Origin of the sequence: Micromonospora sp. NPDC047557 (genome assembly GCF_043205095.1) — a bacterium.
Classification (GTDB): domain Bacteria; phylum Actinomycetota; class Actinomycetes; order Mycobacteriales; family Micromonosporaceae; genus Micromonospora.
Genome location: NZ_JBIDDK010000015.1, coordinates 57,317 through 75,267 on the forward strand (window position 1 = coordinate 57,317; position 17,951 = coordinate 75,267).

Consider the following 17,951-nt stretch of genomic DNA (forward strand, 5'->3'; position numbering starts at 1 on the left):
CGGGGCTGGTGGCTGGCGCCGGGCTCAGGGTCGCGGTGACGACTCGCGACAGTCTTGTGTGTCGCGATGTATCGCGTTATGGTCTCCTCGTCGGCGCGCGTGGGCGCGTCGTCGAGGGGAGGACGTCATGGCCGGATGGACGGTCGACAGCCCGCAGCGGCTCACCGTGGACGGCCCGGTCACCCGGCTGGACGTCCGCCTGATCAGTGGACGACTCAACGTGGTCGCCACCGACGGCCCGACCCGGATCGACGTCACCCACGTCGGCCGTCGGCCCGTCCTGATCGGCCACTCCGACGGCCGGCTCACCATCCGTCAGGAACGCGGCCACGGCTGGTCGGAGGTCCTGCGGTGGTTCCAGATGATCCACCGCTATCCGCGGGTGGACGTCTCCGTCGCCGTGCCCGCCGATGTCCTCGCCGACCTGGACCTGGTCTCCGGGTCGCTGGTCGCCTCCGGCCTGCGCCGGCAGACCACGGCCCACGTCGTCGCCGGCCAGATCACCCTGATGGGCCTGCGCGGCAACACCTCCGCGAAGATCACCTCCGGGCCGGTGGAGGCGCTCGGCGTGCGCGGTGACCTCACCCTGGAGACCGTCTCCGGGGAGGTGATCCTCGCCGACAGCGCCGCCGACCGGGTACGGGCCCAGACCGTCTCCGGCGCCATCACCTGCGACCTGGACAACCCCCGACGCAGCGAGATCCAGCTCACCACCATCTCGGGCAGCATCACCGTCCGGGTCCGCGAGGACAGCGACCTCGCCGTCCGGCTGAACACCGCCTCCGGCCGGATCACCAGCGGCTTCCCGCAGTTGCGCAACTCGCGATTCCCGCTTCCGAGCAGCGAGGGGGTGCTCGGCGCGGGCGAAGGTAAGCTCTGGGCCTCCGCGACGTCGGGGAGCATTTCGCTCCTCGCCCGACCGGTGACCGCCGACGAGGAGGAGTTGCCGTGACCGCCGTGTTCAGCCACGGGCGGCTCCGGCTCTACCTGCTCAAGCTCCTCGACGACGGCCCCAAGCACGGCTACGAGCTGATCCGCCTCCTGGAGGACCGGTTCCTCGGGCTCTACGCGCCCAGCGCCGGCACCATCTACCCCCGCCTGCAACGGCTGGAGGCCGAAGGGCTCGTCAGCCACACCGCGGCCGGCGGCCGCAAGACGTACGACATCACCGACGCCGGCCGTGCGGAGCTGCGCCAGCGGGCCGACGAGCTGACCGCGTTGGAGGCCGACATCGCCGCCTCGGTGGCGGACCTCTCCACCCTGGCCGGCGAGATCCGCAGTGAGGTACGCGGCTCGGTACGCGACCTCAAGCGGGAACTGAGCGAGGCCACCCGGCAGACCCGGCGTACGCGGTGGGACGCGCCCCCGCCACCGCCCCGGCCGACGGCCGACGTGCCGCGCGCCGCCCTGCTCGACGAGTTCGACCAGCGGCTGGCCTCGTTCACCGCCGAGGTGAGCCGTCTGGCGCGGGCGCGGCAGTTCAGCGACACTCAACTGCGCACGGCGATCCGGCTGCTCGACGGCGCCCTGGACGGGCTGCGCCGGCTGCTGCGCTGACCTCCGCCCGGCTGCCCGGCGACTCACAGGGTTTTTCCAGCGAGCGTCCAGCGCCGGTGCAGTGAGGTCACCGATGATTGGGCCCATGCCCGCTACCCAGACCGAGGCGCGACTTCTCGTCGTCGAGGACGACCCCAACATCCTCGAACTCCTCTCCGCGAGCCTGCGCTTCGCGGGCTTCGACGTGGCCACCGCGACCAGCGGCAGCGCGGCCCTCAACGCCGCCAAGGACCACCGGCCCGACCTGGTCGTGCTCGACGTCATGCTGCCGGACCTGGACGGCTTCGAGGTCATCCGGATGCTGCGCGAGGGCGGCACGCGTACCCCGGTGGTGTTCCTGACCGCCCGGGACGCCACCGACGACAAGATCCGCGGGCTCACCCTGGGCGGCGACGACTACGTCACCAAGCCGTTCAGCCTGGAGGAGCTGACCGCCCGGATCCGCGCCGTGCTGCGCCGCACCACCACCGGCGAGCAGGCCCCGTCCCGGCTCACCTTCGCCGACCTGGAGTTGGACGAGGAGACCCACGAGGTGCACCGGGCCGGGCAGCGGGTGCAGCTCTCGCCGACCGAGTTCAAGCTGCTGCGCTACCTGATGCTCAACGCCAACCGGGTGCTGTCCAAGGCCCAGATCCTCGACCACGTCTGGAACTACGACTTCCGTGGTGACGACAACATCGTCGAGTCCTACATCTCCTACCTGCGGCGCAAGGTCGACACCACCCAGCCCCGGCTGATCCACACCCTTCGCGGCGTGGGGTACGTGCTGCGCAAGCCGGCGGCGTGAACGCGGTCGAGCAGGCGAAGGGGCGGCTGCGGGGCGTACCGCTGCGGGTGAAGCTGGTCGCCTCGGTGCTCGCGCTGGTCTCCGGCGCCCTGGTGGTGATCAGTGTCTCGACCGCGTACTTCCTGCACAGCTATTTGGTCGGCCAGATCGACCTTGAGCTGCGCGAGTCGGCCGACCGGATCCAATCCATCATGCCGTCGTCGAACGGCGTCTCGCTGCCCAGCGACTACGTAGTCGTACTGACCAGCCCGACCACCGGCAAGGTGAGGGCCTTCGCGTACGACACGTCCCGCTTCCGGACGGCCGACCTGCCGCCGTGGCCGAGCGACGCGGCTGGGTTCGAAGCGCAGGAGAAGGCCCAGGATGGCAAGCCCCGCACCATTCGCGCCCGGGACAGTTCGGTGCGCTGGCGGATGTTCTACATACAGCGCCCCGACGGCCAGATGGCGGCCATCGGCGAGCACCTGACCGACGTCGACCTCGCGGTCAAGCGGCTGGCCTGGATCGACCTGCTGGTCGGCGGCGCGGTGCTGATCATGTTGGCGTCGGTCGGCGCGGCGATCGTGCGGACGAGCCTCAAGCCCCTCGTGGAGATCGAACGGACCGCCGCCGCCATCGCCGGTGGCGACCTGACCCGCCGGGTGCCCGACCCCGAAGAGGGCCACGAGCATCCCACCTCCGAGCTGGGCCGACTCTCCCGCGCGTTGAACGCGATGCTCACCCAGATCGAGGCGGCGTTCACCGCCCGGGCGGCCTCGGAGACGGCGGCCCGCTCGGCGGAGAGCACCGCCCGGGACGCGGCTGCCGCCGCCCAGGCGTCCGAGGCGCGGGCCCGCCGCTCCGAGGAGCGGATGCGGCAGTTCGTGGCGGACGCCTCGCACGAGCTGCGGACCCCGCTGACCACCATCCGTGGCTTCGCCGAGCTGTACCGCCAGGGCGCGGCCCGCGCGCCGGAGCAGACCGCCGGGCTGCTGCGCCGCATCGAGGACGAGGCCGCCCGGATGGGTCTGCTGGTGGAGGACCTGCTGCTGCTCGCCCGGCTGGACCGGGAACGCCCGCTCTCGCTGGCCCCGGTGGAGCTGCCGGTGCTGGCCTCCGACGCCGTGCAGGCGGCTCGCGCGATCGCCCCGGACCGGCGGATCGAGCTGGAGATCGAGCCCGGTTCCGGCCCGCTCGTCGTCTACGCCGACGACGCGCGGCTGCGGCAGATCATCGGCAACCTGGTGACCAACGCGCTGACCCACACCCCGCCGGAAGCCGACGTCTGCGTGCGCCTGCGCGCCGAGCCGGGCAACCTCGCCGTCGTGGAGGTGGTCGACACCGGCCCCGGTCTCTCCCGGGAACAGTCCGAGCGGGTCTTCGAGCGGTTCTACCGGGCCGACGCGGCCCGGACCCGACGGGCCGACGGCAACACCGGCACCGGCCTCGGCCTGGCCATCGTGGCGGCGCTGGTGGCCGCCCACCACGGCTCGGTCGAGGTGCTCGAGACACCCGGTGGCGGAGCCACCTTCCGGGTCCGGCTGCCGCAGGTGCCCAGGGGCGACGACCCGGGCGAGTGACTTTCAGCCAACTTCCAGGACGGTTCCAGGTTGGTTGCAGTGCCGGGGGAGAAGGTAGTTCCATGACCGAGTTCGAGTCCGACCCGCAGCGCCGGCCGGCCCCCACCGACGCCGAGCCGTCGCACCCCACCGCCGAGCTGCCGCGCGACGAGCGCGCGCAGTCCGACTCTCCGACCACCCCCGTTCCGGTCGTCTCGACCGACGGGGACACCGCGCCCACCGTCGCCACTCCGGCCGTGTCCGCCGCCCCCGACGGACCGACCGAGTCCGCGGCCCACGCCGGGCAGCCGACCGGGTACGAGCCACCGACCGTGGGCCAGCCCACGGGGTACGAGCCGCCGGCCGCCGCCGGTGGATCCGCGCCGCCGTACCCGGTCTCCGGCCACCCGGGGCCCGGCCACTCCGGCCAGCCTGGCTACCCGGGCCAGCCCGGCTACTCCGGTTACCCGCAGCCGGCCGCCGGCCAGTACCCGGGCGCCGGCTGGCACGCGGGCCAGCAGTCCGGCTGGGCCGGCGGGGGCCAGCCGGGCGCGGCCTACCCCCAGCACGCCCAGCACCAGCAGCACCCGCAGCACCACCCGGGGCAGCCCGTGCCGCCCTGGGGCCCGCAGGCCACGCCGCCCGGCGCTGGGCCCCGGCCGGGCCGGATCGCCAAGTTCGCCGGCGCCGGCGTCGCGGTGTTCGCCCTGATGCTCGGCTCCGGCGTCGCCGGTGGGGCGCTCGCGCTCGCCCTCGACGGCGACAACGGCGGCGTCACCCGGACCTACTCCGCGGCCCCCGTGCTCAACAGCGCCGACCTGCCGAAGATCGCCGCGTCCGTGCAGGACAGCGTCGTCTCGATCGCCACCGACAGCGGCGAGGGGTCCGGCGTGGTGCTCAGCGCCGACGGCTATGTGCTCACCAACAACCACGTGGTCGCCTCCGCCAGTGGGGACACCGTGCAGGTCGTCTTCGCCGACGGCAGGAACGTCCAGGCGAAGATCGTCGGCACCGACCCGAAGACCGACCTGGCCGTGGTCAAGGCCAACGGGGTGAGCGACCTCAAGCCGGCGAAGTTCGGCGACAGCGACGCCATGCAGGTCGGCGACCAGGTGCTCGCCCTGGGCAGCCCGCTCGGCCTCCAGGGCTCGGTGACGGCGGGCATCCTCAGCGCCCGGGACCGCACCATCCGGGCCGGCGAGGGCCAGCAGCAGGACCCGAACCAGCAGAGCCAGGCGGTCAGCTCGATCTCCGGGCTGCTGCAGACCGACGCGCCGATCAACCCCGGCAACTCCGGTGGCGCGCTGGTCAACACCCGCGGTGAGGTGATCGGCGTCAACACCGCCATCGCCACCTCCGGGCAGAGCACCGGCAACATCGGCGTCGGCTTCGCCATCCCCAGCAACAAGGCCAAGGACGTCGCCGGCAAGCTCCAGCGCGGCGAGAAGGTCAGCCACCCGTCGCTCGGGGTCGGCGTCAACCAGGCCGAGGGCGGCGGCGCGCTGGTCGCCTCGGTCACCGCGGGTAGCGCCGCCGAGAAGGCCGGCCTGCAGCGCGGCGACGTGGTCACCCGCTTCGGCGACAAGGTGATCAACGACTCCGACGACCTGGTCGGCGCGGTGCAGGCCGGCAAGGTCGGCGACCGGGTCGAGGTGCACTTCAAGCGCAACGGTGCCGAGAAGACGACGACCGTGACGCTCGCCGAGACGTCCTGACCGACAACTGAACCTGCCTCCTCCCTCCGGCGGCGGGTGGCGGGGCCGAGGGGGTCGGCTCCGTCACCCGCCGCTTTTTTCCGCCCCGACGGCGGTTCACCCTCATCGAGTGAACCGCCGTCACCCATCCGAGCGGCACGGTCGGCAGGCGAGCCGGCGAGCGTACGGGGGTGGGCCGTGAACAGGGTGGACGTCGACGACGACGAGTGGATCCAGCGCGCGGTCCTGGCCGAGCTGGCCTGGGATCCGCGGCTGCGACCGAACGAGATCGGGGTGGCCGTCGACCAGGGCGTAGTCACCCTGACCGGGTTCGTGGACGGCGCGGCCCGTGCGTGGGCGGCGGTCCGCTGCGCCCAACGGGTGCGGGGGGTACGCGTGGTGGCCGACGAGATCGAGGTACGCCTGCCGGGGACGCCGGGGCGTACCGACGGCGATATCGCCCTCGCCGCGGCCCGGGCCCTGGAGTGGGACAGTTTCGTGCCTGCCGAACGGCTGGACGTCACCGTGGCCAACGGCTGGTTGATGCTGCGCGGCGAGGTCGAGTTCGGGTGGCAGCGCCGGGCCGCCGAGGGGGAGCTGCGCCGGCTGGACGGGGTACGGGGAATCACCAACCTGGTCGAGGTGCGGCCGTCCGCGCCACCGGCCGGCGAGCGGCTGAGACAGGACGTCCGGCGTGCCCTGGCGCGCACGCTCGGCGCCGAGCGGGTGACGGTGGAGGTGGACGGCGGCACGCTGGTCCTCGCCGGGGTGGTCCGCTCGTGGTGGGAACGGGACCAGGTGGATCGGGTGGCGTGGTCGGCGCCGGGCGTACGAGCCGTGCACGACCACATCCTGGTCGGCGGATAAGCGCCCGTCTTGTCCGGTTTATCAGAGACCGCGTGGGGAAACCGCCGCGGACCATGCCGACCGAGGGCGATACCCGATCGGGGATCAACGGGGAGGACTCGTGGCCGTGAACCACCCGCCCGCCGACCGCTCGCCGCCGCAGCGGTCGTTGCGCATAGCGATGGTGGTCCCGCCATGGCTGTCCGTGCCACCGCCCGGTTACGGCGGCCTGGAGCAGGTGGTGGCCGGCCTGGTGGACGAGTTGTCCGCGCACGGCCACGCGGTGACGCTGTTCGGTGCCGGCGAGCAGCACGGCACCGCCGCCGGCGGTTTCGTCTCCACCGTCGCCGAGATCCAGTACGAGCGGCTCGGCGAGTCACTGCCGGAGCTTGCGCACCTGGCCCGGGTGAACCGCATGATCACGCCGGCCGACTTCGACGTGATCCACGACCACACCACGATCGGCCCGCTCGTGGCCGGCCGCCGGTCCGTGCCGACGGTGGCGACGGTGCACGGCAACCCGGTGGGGGAGTACGGCGACGTGCTCGGCGAGGCCGACGAGGACGTCGCCATGGTGGCCATCTCGCACGCGCAGCGCCGACTCAACCCGAACCTGCCCTGGGCCGGCACCGTGCACAACGCGCTGGACCTACGTGGCTTCCCGCGCAAGACCGCGCCCGGCCCCGGGCCGGTGCTGTGGTTGGCCCGGTTCAGCCCGGACAAGGGCCCGGACATCGCCATCCGCGCCTGCCGGGAGGCCGGCCTGCCGCTGCTGCTGGCCGGCAAGTGCAACGAGCCGGCTGAGCGGCGCTACTTCGAGCAGGTCGTCGCGCCGCTGGTCGACGAGGACGTGTCCGTCGTGTTCAACGCCGACCGCGCCGAGACCCTGCGGATGCTCGTCGACGCCCGTTGCCTGATCATGCCGATCCAGTGGGAGGAGCCGTTCGGCATGGTGATGGTGGAGGCGATGGCGACCGGTACGCCGGTGGTCGCGCTCGACCGGGGCGCGGTGCCCGAACTGGTTCGACCCGGGCTCACCGGGCTGGTCTGTCGGCAGCCCGCCGAGCTGCCCGCCGCGCTGCTGGCCGCTCGGGAGCTGGACCCGCAGGACTGCGTGGCGCACGTTGCCGAGAACTTCTCGGTCGAGCGGATGGCGCACGGCTACGAGGAGGTCTACCGGCGCTTCGCCCTCGGGCGGCCCACTGCCCGCGAGACAGCCCCCGTCGCGGTCCGTTGACGGTGTCGCCCCGGGTCAGACCCGTGCCGCGCCCAGCTCGGCGATGGCGGCGTCCAGCCGCTGCGCGTACGCCGGGCTGATCGCCCCCTCGCCCAGCCGGACCGTGACCTTCTCGCGCAGCCGGGCCACCGGTCGGGCCAGCTCGTTCCGGCCGGAGCCGGCGGCGGCCAGCAGGTTGCGTAGCTCGTTGCGCAGGTCGAGGCCCACATCGTCGCGGATCTCCCCGTCGCGCAGGCCGGCGTCGATAAGCCCGTCGACACGGTTGGCGGCCTCCACGAGGGTGCCCGGCTCCCCGGCGGGCGCGCGGGTGGCCGGTGGCGAGGACGGTGCCGGGGTCGGCCGGGACGGCTCGGTGGCCGGCGGGTCGGTCGGCGGGTCGCTCGGCACGGGCGTCACCGGGCCGGCCGACGGCTGGGCCTGGCGATCCGGCTGCCGGTCGGACAGCCGTGCCGCACCGGCCAGCGCCACACCGACGGCCAGCGCCACCGGGATCAGGAGCAGCAGGGCCAGCTGCCGGCGGGACCGGCCGGGCCCCGCGCCGGACAGCGCCGTCACCTCGTCCGCCAGCGGTGCCGTCGCGCCGCCCGCGTGCGCCGTCTCCGCGGCGCTCAGCGGCGGGGTGGTCGTCGACGGCGGCAGGGCCAGGGTGGGCACCCGGATCGTGGCGGTCGGTGGGTCCGGCGGCGGAAGGTGGCCGCGCAGCCCGGTGGCGAGCTGCCGGGCCGTCGGCCGGTCCGCCGGGTCCTGGGAGAGGCTCCGCAGGCAGAGCCGGGCCACCGCCGCGGGCAGCTCCGGCACGCTGGCCAGGGTCGGCGCCGGGCCGCTGGCCAGCGCGGCGCTGAGCTGCTCCCAGGTGTCCGCCGGGTAGGGCGGCCGGCCGGTCAACGCCTCGTGCAGCAGCACGCCGAGCGAGTAGACGTCGGTGGCCGGCTGGGCGGGTGCGCCGTGGAGCCGTTCCGGGGCCACGTACGCCGGGGTGCCGAAGGTGCCGCCGTCCTCGTCCTCGTCCGGGGCGCCGATCCGGGTGGCGATGCCGAAGTCGAGGACCTTCACCCCCATCGCGGTCATCATGACGTTGGCCGGGGTGATGTCGCGGTGCACGATGCCCAGCCGGTGCGCGGCGGCCAGCGCGTCCGCGACCTGGGCGCCCAGCTCGACCGCCTCCGGCCACGGCAGCGGGCCCTCGGTGAGTCGCAGCTCCAGCTCCTCGCCGCTGAGCAGCTCCATCACCACGAACGAGGTGATCGACCCGTCCGGGTCGACCGTCTCGCCGTAGTCGTGCACCGCTGTCACGTGCGGGTGCACCAACTGGGCGGCGGCTCGCGCCTCCTCCCGCACCATGTCGCGGAACCGCGCGTCGGCGGCGAGCGACGGCGCGAGCACCTTGAGCGCCACGACGCGGTCGAGCACCTCGTCCCGCGCCCGCCAGATCACCGACATGCCGCCGGAACCGATCTGGTCGATGAGTCGGTACCTGCGGGCCAGCAATCGGCCCGGATGCAGCGCTGCCCTCACGGATCGCACCTGCCCTCGGGGGTGGGAGCGGTATCAGGTTGCGCGAATGTGTCCTGCCTGTCAACGGCCGATGTGCCAGATGGTGGCGGACGGCGGCCGCGGTACGCCCACCGCCCGGTGGGCGGCGGCCGACTGGTGCGCGGCGGGCCCGTGCCAGGATGAGGACATGGCGGGGGGACCGGTGGCGTTCGTTCTCGGTGGCGGCGGGGTGCTCGGCGCCGTCGAGGTGGGCATGTTGCGGGCCCTGTTCCGCGCCGGCATCCAACCCGACATGGTGCTCGGCACCTCGATCGGCGCGGTCAACGGCGCGCTGGTCGCCGCCGACCCGTCCGAGGCGGTGACCGACCGGCTGGTTCGGCTCTGGGCCTCACCCGAGGCCAGCGAGGTGTACGGCGACTCGGTCGCCCGCCAACTGCGCCGCTTCGCCGCCCGCACCCACCTGCACTCGCCCCGGCCGCTGCGCCGGCTGCTGGAATCCGAACTGGGCGCCGACACCACCTTCGCCGACCTGCGGGTGCCGTTCCGCTGCTGCGCCGCGCACATCGAGCGGGCCGCCGAACACTGGTTCTCCAGCGGCCCGGTGGTGCCGGCCGTGCTGGCGTCGGCCTCGGTGCCGGGCCTGCTCCCGCCCACCGAGATCGACGGCGCCCACTACGTCGACGGCGGCATCGTCAACTCCATCCCGATCGGCGAGGCGGTGGCCGCGGGCGCCGGCCAGATCTTCGTCCTCCAGGTGGGCCGGATCGAACGGGAGCTGACGCCACCCCGGCGGCCGTGGGAGATCGCCCAGGTCGCGTTCGAGATATCCCGTCGGCACCGCTTCTTCCGCGAGATGGCCGCGCTGCCCGAGGGGGTGGAGGTGCACGTCCTGCCCACCGGTGGGCTGAACCCACGCGACGACACGCCGTGGGCCTATCGGGACATCGCGGCGGTGGGACGGCGGATCAGCCGGGCGTACACCGCTTCGCGCCGCTACCTCGCCACCCACGTGGAGCGCTGATGCCGCTGCCCCCCAGGTGGCTGCGGCGGCTGCTGATCGCCCCCGGCGTGGTGCTGCTCGCGATCGCCGTGGTGACCACGCTGCCGGTCTGGGCGCTGCTCGCGGCGGCCGTCTCGCCGCTGGTCCCGGGCCGGCTACGCCCCCTGCGTCTGCTGTGGATCGGCTGCGTCTACCTGGTGTGGGACGCTGCCGCGCTGCTCGCGCTGTTCGTCCTGTGGCTGGCGTCCGGGTTCGGCTGGCGCAGCCGGTCCCCGGCCTTCCAGCGTGCGCACTACGTGCTGGCCGGCTGGTTCCTGCGGGTGCTGTTCTGGCAGGCCCGCTGGTCGCTGCGGCTGCACATCGACGTGGTCGGCACGGACCCGGACACCGCGCTGCCCGGTCGGCCCGAGCTGGTGCTCTGCCGGCACGCCGGGCCGGGTGACTCGTTCATCCTGATCCACGGTCTGGTCAACTGGTTCAACCGGGAGCCGCGGATCGTGCTCAAGGACAGCCTCCAGTGGGATCCGGCGATCGACGTGCTGCTCAACCGCCTGCCCAACCGGTTCATCGCGCCCACACCGGAGCGCGGCGAGGAGACCGTACGCCAGGTCGGGCACCTGGCCGCCGGCCTGGACGACAACGACGCCTTCGTGATCTTCCCGGAGGGCGGCAACTTCACCCCCAAGCGCCGACTGCGGGCCATCGCCCGGCTGCGGTCCCTCGGCCTGGAACGGATGGCGCAGCGCGCCGAACGGATGCGCCACGTGCTCGCCCCGCAGCCCGGTGGGGTGCTCGCCGCGTTGGACGCCGCCCCGGACGCCGGGGTCATCTTTGTCGCCCACACCGGACTGGACCGGATGAGCACCGTCGCCGACGTGTGGCGGGAGCTGCCCATGGACAAGCGGATCGTGATGCGGTTCTGGTCGGTGCCCCCAGAGGAGGTGCCGACCGGCCGGCAGCAGCGCATCGACTGGCTCTTCGACTGGTGGGCGCAGATTGACACGTGGATCGCGGCCAACCGGTGAGCGCGAGGAGTGCAGCGAAGCGGAGCCCCGCAGTCGCGAACGAAAAGCGGGCTCCGGTGAGCGCGAGGAGTGCAGCGAAGCGGAGCCCCGCAGTCGCGAACGAAAAGCGGGCTCAGCACCTCATCGCCGCGTAGGGTGCGCTCGTGGACCAGATCTGCGTGGTGACGACGGTGGTGGATGCGCGTTCGGTTGCGGACGTGCTGGCGGCCGCGGCCGTCGCCGGGCGGCTCGCCGCCTGTGCCCAGGTCGGCGGTCAGGTGGACAGCACCTACTGGTGGCGCTCTGGGGTGGAGACGAGCACCGAGTGGTCCGTGCAGTTCAAGACCGCGCCGGACCGGTTGGCCGCGCTGGTGGACCAGATCCGGGCCAGCCACCCGTACGAGGTTCCGGAGATCCTGGTGTCGCGGGTGGACAGTGGTGATCCCGGGTACGCCGCCTGGGTGCACGACCACACCCGACCCTAGGTACGCGCACTCTGGGCCGTCCGCCGCCGGTTTTCGATGATGACCGGGTGGACGACACCCGCTATCCCTGCCCCGCCTGCGGCGCCCCGGCCGACCTGAACGCCGGTTGCGCCGGCTGCCGCCGCCCGCCGGACCGAATCGCGGCCGAGGTGGTCCGACTGGGGCGGGAGGTGGATCGGCTCGGTCCGGAGGTCGAGCGGGCACACCGGACGTACACCGAGTTGGCTGGTCGGCTGGCGGCCACCTCGCAGCGGCGGGCCGAGCTGGCGGCGGTCGTCCGCGCGGGGTTGGCGGCGGGGGCGCCGGTCGTCGGGCCGGCGCCGGTCGTCACGTCGCCGCCGCCCCTTCGTGTGGTGGAGCACGCGCCGCCCGGCGCGGCGGAGACGTCGACCCGGACGGTCCAGGGGTTGCTGTTCGTCCTCGGTGGACTTCTGCTCGGCACTGCGGCCGTGGTCTTCACCGCGGTGGCCTGGGCGTCGGTGGGGGTCGGTGGCCGGGCGCTGATCCTGGCGGCGGTCACGGCGCTCGTCCTGGCCGGCCCGCTGCTGGCGGTCCGCCGGGGTTTGCGGGGCACAGCGGAGACGTTCGCCGCGGTGGGACTGCTGCTGGTGCTGCTGGACGGGTACGCCGCCTGGTCGGTGGACCTGGGTCACGTGACCGGGTGGCCGGGCACCAGGTACGCCGCGCTGGTCGGGGGAGTCAGCGCGGCGGTCTTCGTGGCGTATGGCCGGTTGAGCGGGTTGACCGGGCCGTGGTTCGCCGGCCTCGTGGTCGCGCAACCGGTGCTGCCGTTGCTCGCGGCGCAGGCCAACCCCGGCGCGGACGGCTGGGTGCTGGTGCTGCTCGGGGTGGCCGTGCTGAATCTGGCGGTGCTGGTCGCGCTGCGCGATGGGAACGACGCGCGCCGGCTCGCCGGTCGGGTGCTCGCCGGGCTGGGTCACGTCGGCGCGTTGGTCGGCGCCGCCGCGTGTGCGGTGGTGCCGTTGGTGCTGGGGCGGTCGGCGGGGTCGCCGTTGCTGGCCGGCGTGCCGATGCTGCTGGTCGCGGTGACCGGGCTCGTCGCGGCGTTGCTGGTCGGCGGCACGGCGCCGCGGGCGGTGGCGGCCGGCCTGCTGATGCCGGTGCTCGCCGCCGCGGTGCTGCGCCCGGTGGGTGAGCTGCGGCCGTCGTTGCTGCTGCTCGCGGCGGCGACGGTCGCGCTCGTCCTGGCCGGGGCGGTACGGCTGTTGCCGACCAGCTGGCGTCCCGGGCCGCGCTCTGGCGCGCTGCTGGTCGCGGCCGGTGCGGCGCAGGTCGCGGTGGCGATCGCCGGTGTGTTGGCGGTGGCCGCCGCCGCCCGGTCGCTGCCGCCCTGGCACGGGGCCGGGTGGGGGCCGGATCTGAGCTGGGGTTGGCAGGTGGCGCCCGCCGTGGCGCTGGCGCTGGGCGCGGCCGCGTCGTTGCTGCCCCGCCGCGCGTGGGCGGGGCTGGCCACGGCCGGCGCGGTGGTGGTGCTGCTCGCCGTGCCCATCGGCTGGACGGCGTCGTGGGCGACGGTGGTGGCCGTGGACCTGGCCGGCGGGGTAGCTCTGGTGCTCGCCGTACTGGCCCGCCCGACGACCCGACCGGCCACCCTGCTCGGCTGGGCGGCCGGCGGCGCCGTCCTGATCGGGCACGCGCTGCTGGTGGCCCTGGCCGATCCGCTCGGCGTCGTGGTGGTGCTGGGCATCAGCACCGTGCTCGGGGTGGCGCTGGCGGTGCGGACGGCCGACGGGCCGTACCGACGGGTGGCGGGTGTCGGTCTGCTGGCCGCGCACCTGGCGCTGCCCGCCATCGCCGCGGTGTCGCTCTTCGCGGCCGGCGTGCAGCCCTGGTGGCAGGCCCGGGCCGCGCTGCTCGCCGCCGGGCTGTCGCTGGTCGCGGCGCTCGCGGTGCGTCGCCACCGGGTCGGCCTGATCGGGTACGCGGTGACGGGCGCCGTGGTCGCGGTGCTCGCGGCCGGGGTCGCGCCGTTGGTGGCGGCGGGGAACGAGCCCGTGACGCCGTACGCCGCGCTGGCGGCGCTGGGCGTCGCGCTCGTCGCCCGCTGGGGCCTGCCGGCGCTCGGCGACGCGCCGGACGGTCCCGCAAAGCAGACGGCTGTCGGGGGGCCGTCGGCGATCGGGGGTCTGCTGCGAGCGTCGGGTGTCGTGCTGGCGGGGGTCGCGGTGCTGGCCGCGCTGCCGACGATCCTCATCGCGCTGGTCATCCCGTACGGCGTCCCGGGGTCGGTCTGGTCCGGGGCGCCGACCGCGACCGCCGATCGGGGGCTGTTCCCCACCGGGCTGGCGCTGGTCGCGTTGGCGGTGGCCGCAGCGCTGGCCGGTGGGCGGGTGCGCCCACCGCTGCTGGCCGGCCTGCCGTTCGCCGCCGCCGCGCTGCCGGTGCTGCTCGTCGCGATCGGTGTGCCCTGGCCGGTGCTGCCGGCCGCCACCCTGCTCGCCGGGGTGTCCGCGCTGCTGCTCGCCGCCCTGGCGGCGCCTCGCCCGGCGCTCGCGTCGATCGCCGTGCCCGTGGGGGTGGCGCTGGCCGTGGCCGGCGTGGCGGTGCTCCTGGCCACCCGGGCCGGCACGCTCGCGGCCGAGGGCACGCTGCTGGTGACGGCGGTGATCGTCGCCGTCGGGGCGCGGATGGTCGAGGCGCGTGTCGTCGGAAGCCTCGCGGCCGTGGGAGCGGCGTGCGCGCTGGCGGTGACCGCTCCGTTCGCCAACGGGCTGGAGTTGCGGGCGGCGGCGTACCCGCTGCTGGGGGTGGCCGTGCTGGTCCTCGCCGCCGCGGCCCTGGCCAGCCGGCGGCCGGCACCGGTCGGGCGGGTGCTGGATACCGCCGCGCAGGCGGTGGCGGGGGTGGCTGCCGCGCTCACCGTCGAGGTGGCGCAGGAGCTCGCGACCGTCTGCGTGCTGTGGGGGACGGCCGTCGCGCTGCGGCTGCTGCGCCGGGGGGAGCCGGCCGGTCGACGGTGGCGGTTCGCCGCGATCGCTGCGGGCAGCGAGCTGATCGGGGCGTGGGTGCTGCTCGCCGCCGGTGGGGTGAGCGTGTTGGAGGCGTACACGCTGCCGGCTGCGGGGCTCGCCCTCGGCGCGGGCCTGCTGGCGTTGCGTACCCGGCCAGGGCTGACCAGTTGGCCGGCGCTCGGCCCAGGGCTGGTCGCGGCGCTGCTGCCGAGCCTGGTGTCGGTGCTGGCCGGGCCGGATCCGCAGCCGTGGCGACGGTTGCTGCTCGGCGCGGCGGCGCTGGGCGCGGTGCTGGCCGGCGCCACCCGCCGCTGGCAGGCCCCGGTGCTGCTCGGCGGTGCGGTGCTGGCCGTCCTGGCGCTGCACGAGATCGCCCGTGGCTGGGACCTGCTGCCCCGGTGGATCTACTTGGGCGTCGGCGGGCTGGCGCTGATCGGGCTGGCCGCCAGCTACGAGCGGCGGCGTCGTGACCTGGCCCGACTGCGCGCCGCGGTGGCCCGGCTGGGCTGAACCGGGGCCGGGGGGTAGGGCCCGCCCTACCCCCCATCCGGGGGTTGTCAGGGTTACTCACCGCAACCGATGCGGGGAGACTGACATTGACCCCGAACCATCCTGGTTCGGGCGCAAGCGGGACAGGAGCAGTAATGGCGCTCGGAGCGGTGGCGGAACCGCCGGTACGACGGCGGGGTAGTGATTACGCACAGTTGTCCCGACGGATCAGTCAGGCCGGCCTGCTGGAGCGGCGACCTGCCTCGTACGTTGCCCGCCTCGTGCTCACCCTCGGCGCCTTCGTGGCCGGCTGGGTCGCCGTGTTCCTGGTCGGCGACTCCTGGTGGCAGGTGGCGCTCGCGGCCGTGATGGCGGTGGCCACCACCCAGGTCGCGTTCCTCGGTCACGACGCCGGGCACCGCCAGATGTTCCGGCGACGCGGTCCCAGCCAGGTCGTCGGGCTGGTCGCCGGCAACGCGGCAGTGGGGATCAGCTACGGCTGGTGGGTCGACAAGCACAACCGGCACCACGCCAACCCGAACCACGAGGACGAGGACCCGGACGTCGGCGCGGGCGCCCTGGTGTGGACTCCCGAACAGGCGCTGGAGACCCGAGGCGCACACCGCTGGATGGCCAGCCGGCAGGCGTACCTCTTCTTTCCGCTGCTCTTCCTTGAGGGTCTGAGCCTGCACGTGGCGAGCATCCGGGCCATCATCGGCCGGGAGCAGAGTGGCCGGTACGCGACCCCGATGCGGCACCGCGCGGTCGAGGCGGGGCTCCTCGTCGCGCACACCGCCGGCTATGTGGCGCTGCTGCTGGCGGTCATGTCGCCGGGCAAGGCGCTGCTCTTCGCCGCCGTGCACCAGGGGCTGTGGGGCCTCTACATGGGCTGCGCGTTCGCGCCGAACCACAAGGGCATGCCGATGCCGACCGCCGAGGACGAGCTGGACTTCCTGCGCAAGCAGGTGCTGACCTCACGCAACGTGCGGGGCAGCCGGCTGGTCGACACCGCGCTGGGCGGGCTCAACTACCAGATCGAGCACCACCTGTTCCCGAACATGCCCCGGGCGAACCTGCGCCGGGCGCAGCCGATCGTCCGCGCCTACTGCGTCGAGCAGGGCATCCCGTACGCGGAGACCGGGCTGATCGAGTCGTACCGGCAGGCGCTCGGCCACCTGCACGAGGTGGGCCGGCCGCTGCGCGGCTGAACACGGCTGACGTGAGACCTACCGGCGGGGCGGCATCGGGTGATGCCGCCCCGCCGGCGTCTGCGTGCGTCAACTGGCGGTGGCGCGTACGGCCCGCTGGACGCGCCACCGGTAGGGTCTGGTCATGGCAGACCTGCTCACCGCGGACGCGGTGCGGAAAGAGCTGGGCGGGTTGGCCGACTGGTCGGGTGACCCGACCGGCATCGGCCGCACCGTCCAGCTCGGCAGTTTCCCGGACGCCATCGCGGTGGTGGACCGGGTGGCGGCGGTGGCCGAGGAGCTCAACCACCATCCCGACATCGACATCCGATGGCGGACCCTGACCTTCCGCTGTGTCACGCATTCGACCGGCGGGGTCACCCACCGGGACATCGAGCTGGCCCGGCGGATTGACGACATCGTCCGGAGTGCGGCATGAGATTCGAGATCAGCAAGGTTCTGGACGCCATCGAGGGGCGGGTCTGCACCGACCCGTCGCTGGCCCGCGCGGTACTCGACCTGGCCGAGATCATCCGCTACCAGGACATCGACGGTGGCCGGCCGGCGAGCCTGCTGCGCCTCGGCATGGTCATCGACGCGCTCTCCCGCGAGCTGGAGGAGGACAGCGTCCAGGTGTACGCCGTGGTGCACCGGGCGCTGCTCTCCGACGCCGACCTGACCTCGAACGAGCGGATGGTGGTTCGCCGCTGGGCCGACGATGGGCTCGTCGAGGTGCTCGACAACCCGGGGGACCGGATGCTGGAGGTCGCCGACCTGCTCGGCCTTCCGGTGCTCACCCGGGTGCGCTTCGACGGGCTGCGTGGGCGGTTCCCGTGGCTGGTCGAGCAGCCCGGCCGGGTGGTCGCTCCGGTGCCGGGCGCCGGTGGGCCGGTGTTCATCGCGCACGTGGGCGGCGGGCATGCGCCGGTCGCCGGCAAGCGTTCGCCGACCGGTGCGAAGCTGCTGGCCCGACAGTGGCGCTGCCCCGAGTCGGGCTGCGCGTTGTTCGGCGGCGGTGGCGGGGGTGGCGCGTTCGCCGACCTGGCCGGCGGAGCGGACCGCAGCCCGGCCGCCCAGCCGCCGCCCTCGCTGCGCAACGGCGTGCCGACCTGCCCGCGGCACGGCGCACGCCTCGGCGACGGCGGCCCGCGTCCGCGTACGGAGGTGTTGGCCGTGCGGGTGGGTGGCCTGGTCCGGCGGCGGTTCGTGCTGAGCGAGGAGCAGCCGGTGGTGGCCGGTCGGGCGCCCGAGCAGGAGGGCGGGATCATGCTCGGCCAGTGGCTCAACGACGAGGCCCGGCGGTGGATCAGCCGGGGTCACGTCCGTTTCGAGCTGCGGGTCGGCGAGGTCATCGTGACCGACGTCAGCACCAACGGCTCCGGCATCCGGCCGGCCGGGTCGATGAACGAGGCGGACCGGATCCCCCTGGCCCCGCAGCAGTCCCGGGTGCTGGGCGAGAACGACATGATCGAGCTATACCCCGGCGTGCAGATCGGCCGCGCCGAGGAGTTGCCAACCGGCGCCCCGTTCACCCCCACCTCGGTGATGGCCGAGGCCCCCACGATGGCAATGCGCCTACCCCGCCCCTAACGCGAAGAGGCGGGCGCCGAACCCGGCGCCCGCCTCCCGCCCAGTGCCGCCGCACCGCGCCGACCCCGGTT

15 protein-coding genes are annotated in these 17,951 nt (G+C 74.2%); 14 read left to right on the forward strand and 1 reads right to left on the reverse strand.

Going from position 1 to position 17,951, the window contains the following annotated elements:
• The first annotated feature begins 127 nt into the window (after positions 1-127).
• The 7 genes from ACGGAQ_RS27315 to ACGGAQ_RS27345 all read left to right on the forward strand — a co-directional run bounded on the left by ACGGAQ_RS27315 (position 128) and on the right by ACGGAQ_RS27345 (position 7,659).
• Positions 128-952: a DUF4097 domain-containing protein gene (locus ACGGAQ_RS27315; protein ID WP_393053950.1), complete on the forward strand. Its 825-nt coding sequence runs from the start codon at positions 128-130 to the stop codon at positions 950-952.
• A complete protein-coding gene (locus ACGGAQ_RS27320) occupies positions 949-1,557 on the forward strand; it encodes a PadR family transcriptional regulator (RefSeq protein ID WP_393053953.1) in 609 nt (202 codons plus the stop codon). Before ACGGAQ_RS27315 ends, ACGGAQ_RS27320 begins: the two co-directional genes overlap by 4 nt.
• Positions 1,558-1,642: 85 nt before the next feature.
• The gene (locus ACGGAQ_RS27325) at positions 1,643-2,344 is read left to right on the forward strand and encodes a response regulator transcription factor (protein ID WP_030336721.1); all 702 of its coding nucleotides are present in this window, start codon (positions 1,643-1,645) and stop codon (positions 2,342-2,344) included.
• Positions 2,341-3,903, forward strand: coding sequence for a sensor histidine kinase (locus tag ACGGAQ_RS27330; protein ID WP_393053958.1), 1,563 nt, complete (start codon positions 2,341-2,343; stop codon positions 3,901-3,903). Before ACGGAQ_RS27325 ends, ACGGAQ_RS27330 begins: the two co-directional genes overlap by 4 nt.
• Before the next feature lie 62 nt (positions 3,904-3,965).
• A complete protein-coding gene (locus tag ACGGAQ_RS27335; protein ID WP_393053961.1) occupies positions 3,966-5,597 on the forward strand; it encodes a trypsin-like peptidase domain-containing protein in 1,632 nt (543 codons plus the stop codon).
• 186 nt (positions 5,598-5,783) lie between these two features.
• Positions 5,784-6,443: a BON domain-containing protein gene (locus ACGGAQ_RS27340; RefSeq protein ID WP_393054193.1), complete on the forward strand. Its 660-nt coding sequence runs from the start codon at positions 5,784-5,786 to the stop codon at positions 6,441-6,443.
• 100 nt (positions 6,444-6,543) lie between these two features.
• Positions 6,544-7,659 (forward strand): glycosyltransferase family 4 protein, encoded by a 1,116-nt coding sequence (locus ACGGAQ_RS27345; RefSeq protein WP_393053964.1) that lies wholly within the window; start codon positions 6,544-6,546, stop codon positions 7,657-7,659.
• Positions 7,660-7,674: 15 nt separating this feature from the next.
• On the opposite strand, the gene ACGGAQ_RS27350 is transcribed toward ACGGAQ_RS27345, so the two are convergent.
• Positions 7,675-9,174, reverse strand: coding sequence for a protein kinase (locus ACGGAQ_RS27350; protein ID WP_393053967.1), 1,500 nt, complete (start codon positions 9,172-9,174; stop codon positions 7,675-7,677).
• A gap of 166 nt (positions 9,175-9,340) precedes the next feature.
• On the opposite strand from ACGGAQ_RS27350, the gene ACGGAQ_RS27355 reads away from it, so the two are divergent.
• The 7 genes from ACGGAQ_RS27355 (at position 9,341) to ACGGAQ_RS27385 (ending at position 17,880) form a co-directional block, all read left to right on the forward strand.
• Complete coding sequence (locus tag ACGGAQ_RS27355) at positions 9,341-10,174, forward strand: patatin-like phospholipase family protein (protein ID WP_354862678.1); 834 nt, start codon at positions 9,341-9,343, stop codon at positions 10,172-10,174.
• The gene (locus ACGGAQ_RS27360; protein WP_393053970.1) at positions 10,174-11,178 is read left to right on the forward strand and encodes a 1-acyl-sn-glycerol-3-phosphate acyltransferase; all 1,005 of its coding nucleotides are present in this window, start codon (positions 10,174-10,176) and stop codon (positions 11,176-11,178) included. Before ACGGAQ_RS27355 ends, ACGGAQ_RS27360 begins: the two co-directional genes overlap by 1 nt.
• A 143-nt stretch (positions 11,179-11,321) precedes the next feature.
• Entirely contained in the window at positions 11,322-11,642 is a 321-nt protein-coding gene (gene cutA / locus ACGGAQ_RS27365; protein ID WP_234590601.1) for a divalent-cation tolerance protein CutA, read from the forward strand.
• Positions 11,643-11,689: 47 nt separating this feature from the next.
• Positions 11,690-15,124: an SCO7613 C-terminal domain-containing membrane protein gene (locus tag ACGGAQ_RS27370; protein WP_393053974.1), complete on the forward strand. Its 3,435-nt coding sequence runs from the start codon at positions 11,690-11,692 to the stop codon at positions 15,122-15,124.
• Positions 15,125-15,258: 134 nt separating this feature from the next.
• A complete protein-coding gene (locus ACGGAQ_RS27375) occupies positions 15,259-16,311 on the forward strand; it encodes a fatty acid desaturase family protein (protein WP_393053977.1) in 1,053 nt (350 codons plus the stop codon).
• A gap of 124 nt (positions 16,312-16,435) precedes the next feature.
• A complete protein-coding gene (locus ACGGAQ_RS27380; RefSeq protein ID WP_393053979.1) occupies positions 16,436-16,729 on the forward strand; it encodes a 4a-hydroxytetrahydrobiopterin dehydratase in 294 nt (97 codons plus the stop codon).
• On the forward strand, positions 16,726-17,880 hold the full coding sequence (locus ACGGAQ_RS27385; protein WP_354860473.1) for an FHA domain-containing protein: 1,155 nt from the start codon (positions 16,726-16,728) through the stop codon (positions 17,878-17,880). Before ACGGAQ_RS27380 ends, ACGGAQ_RS27385 begins: the two co-directional genes overlap by 4 nt.
• Positions 17,881-17,951 lie beyond the last annotated feature (71 nt).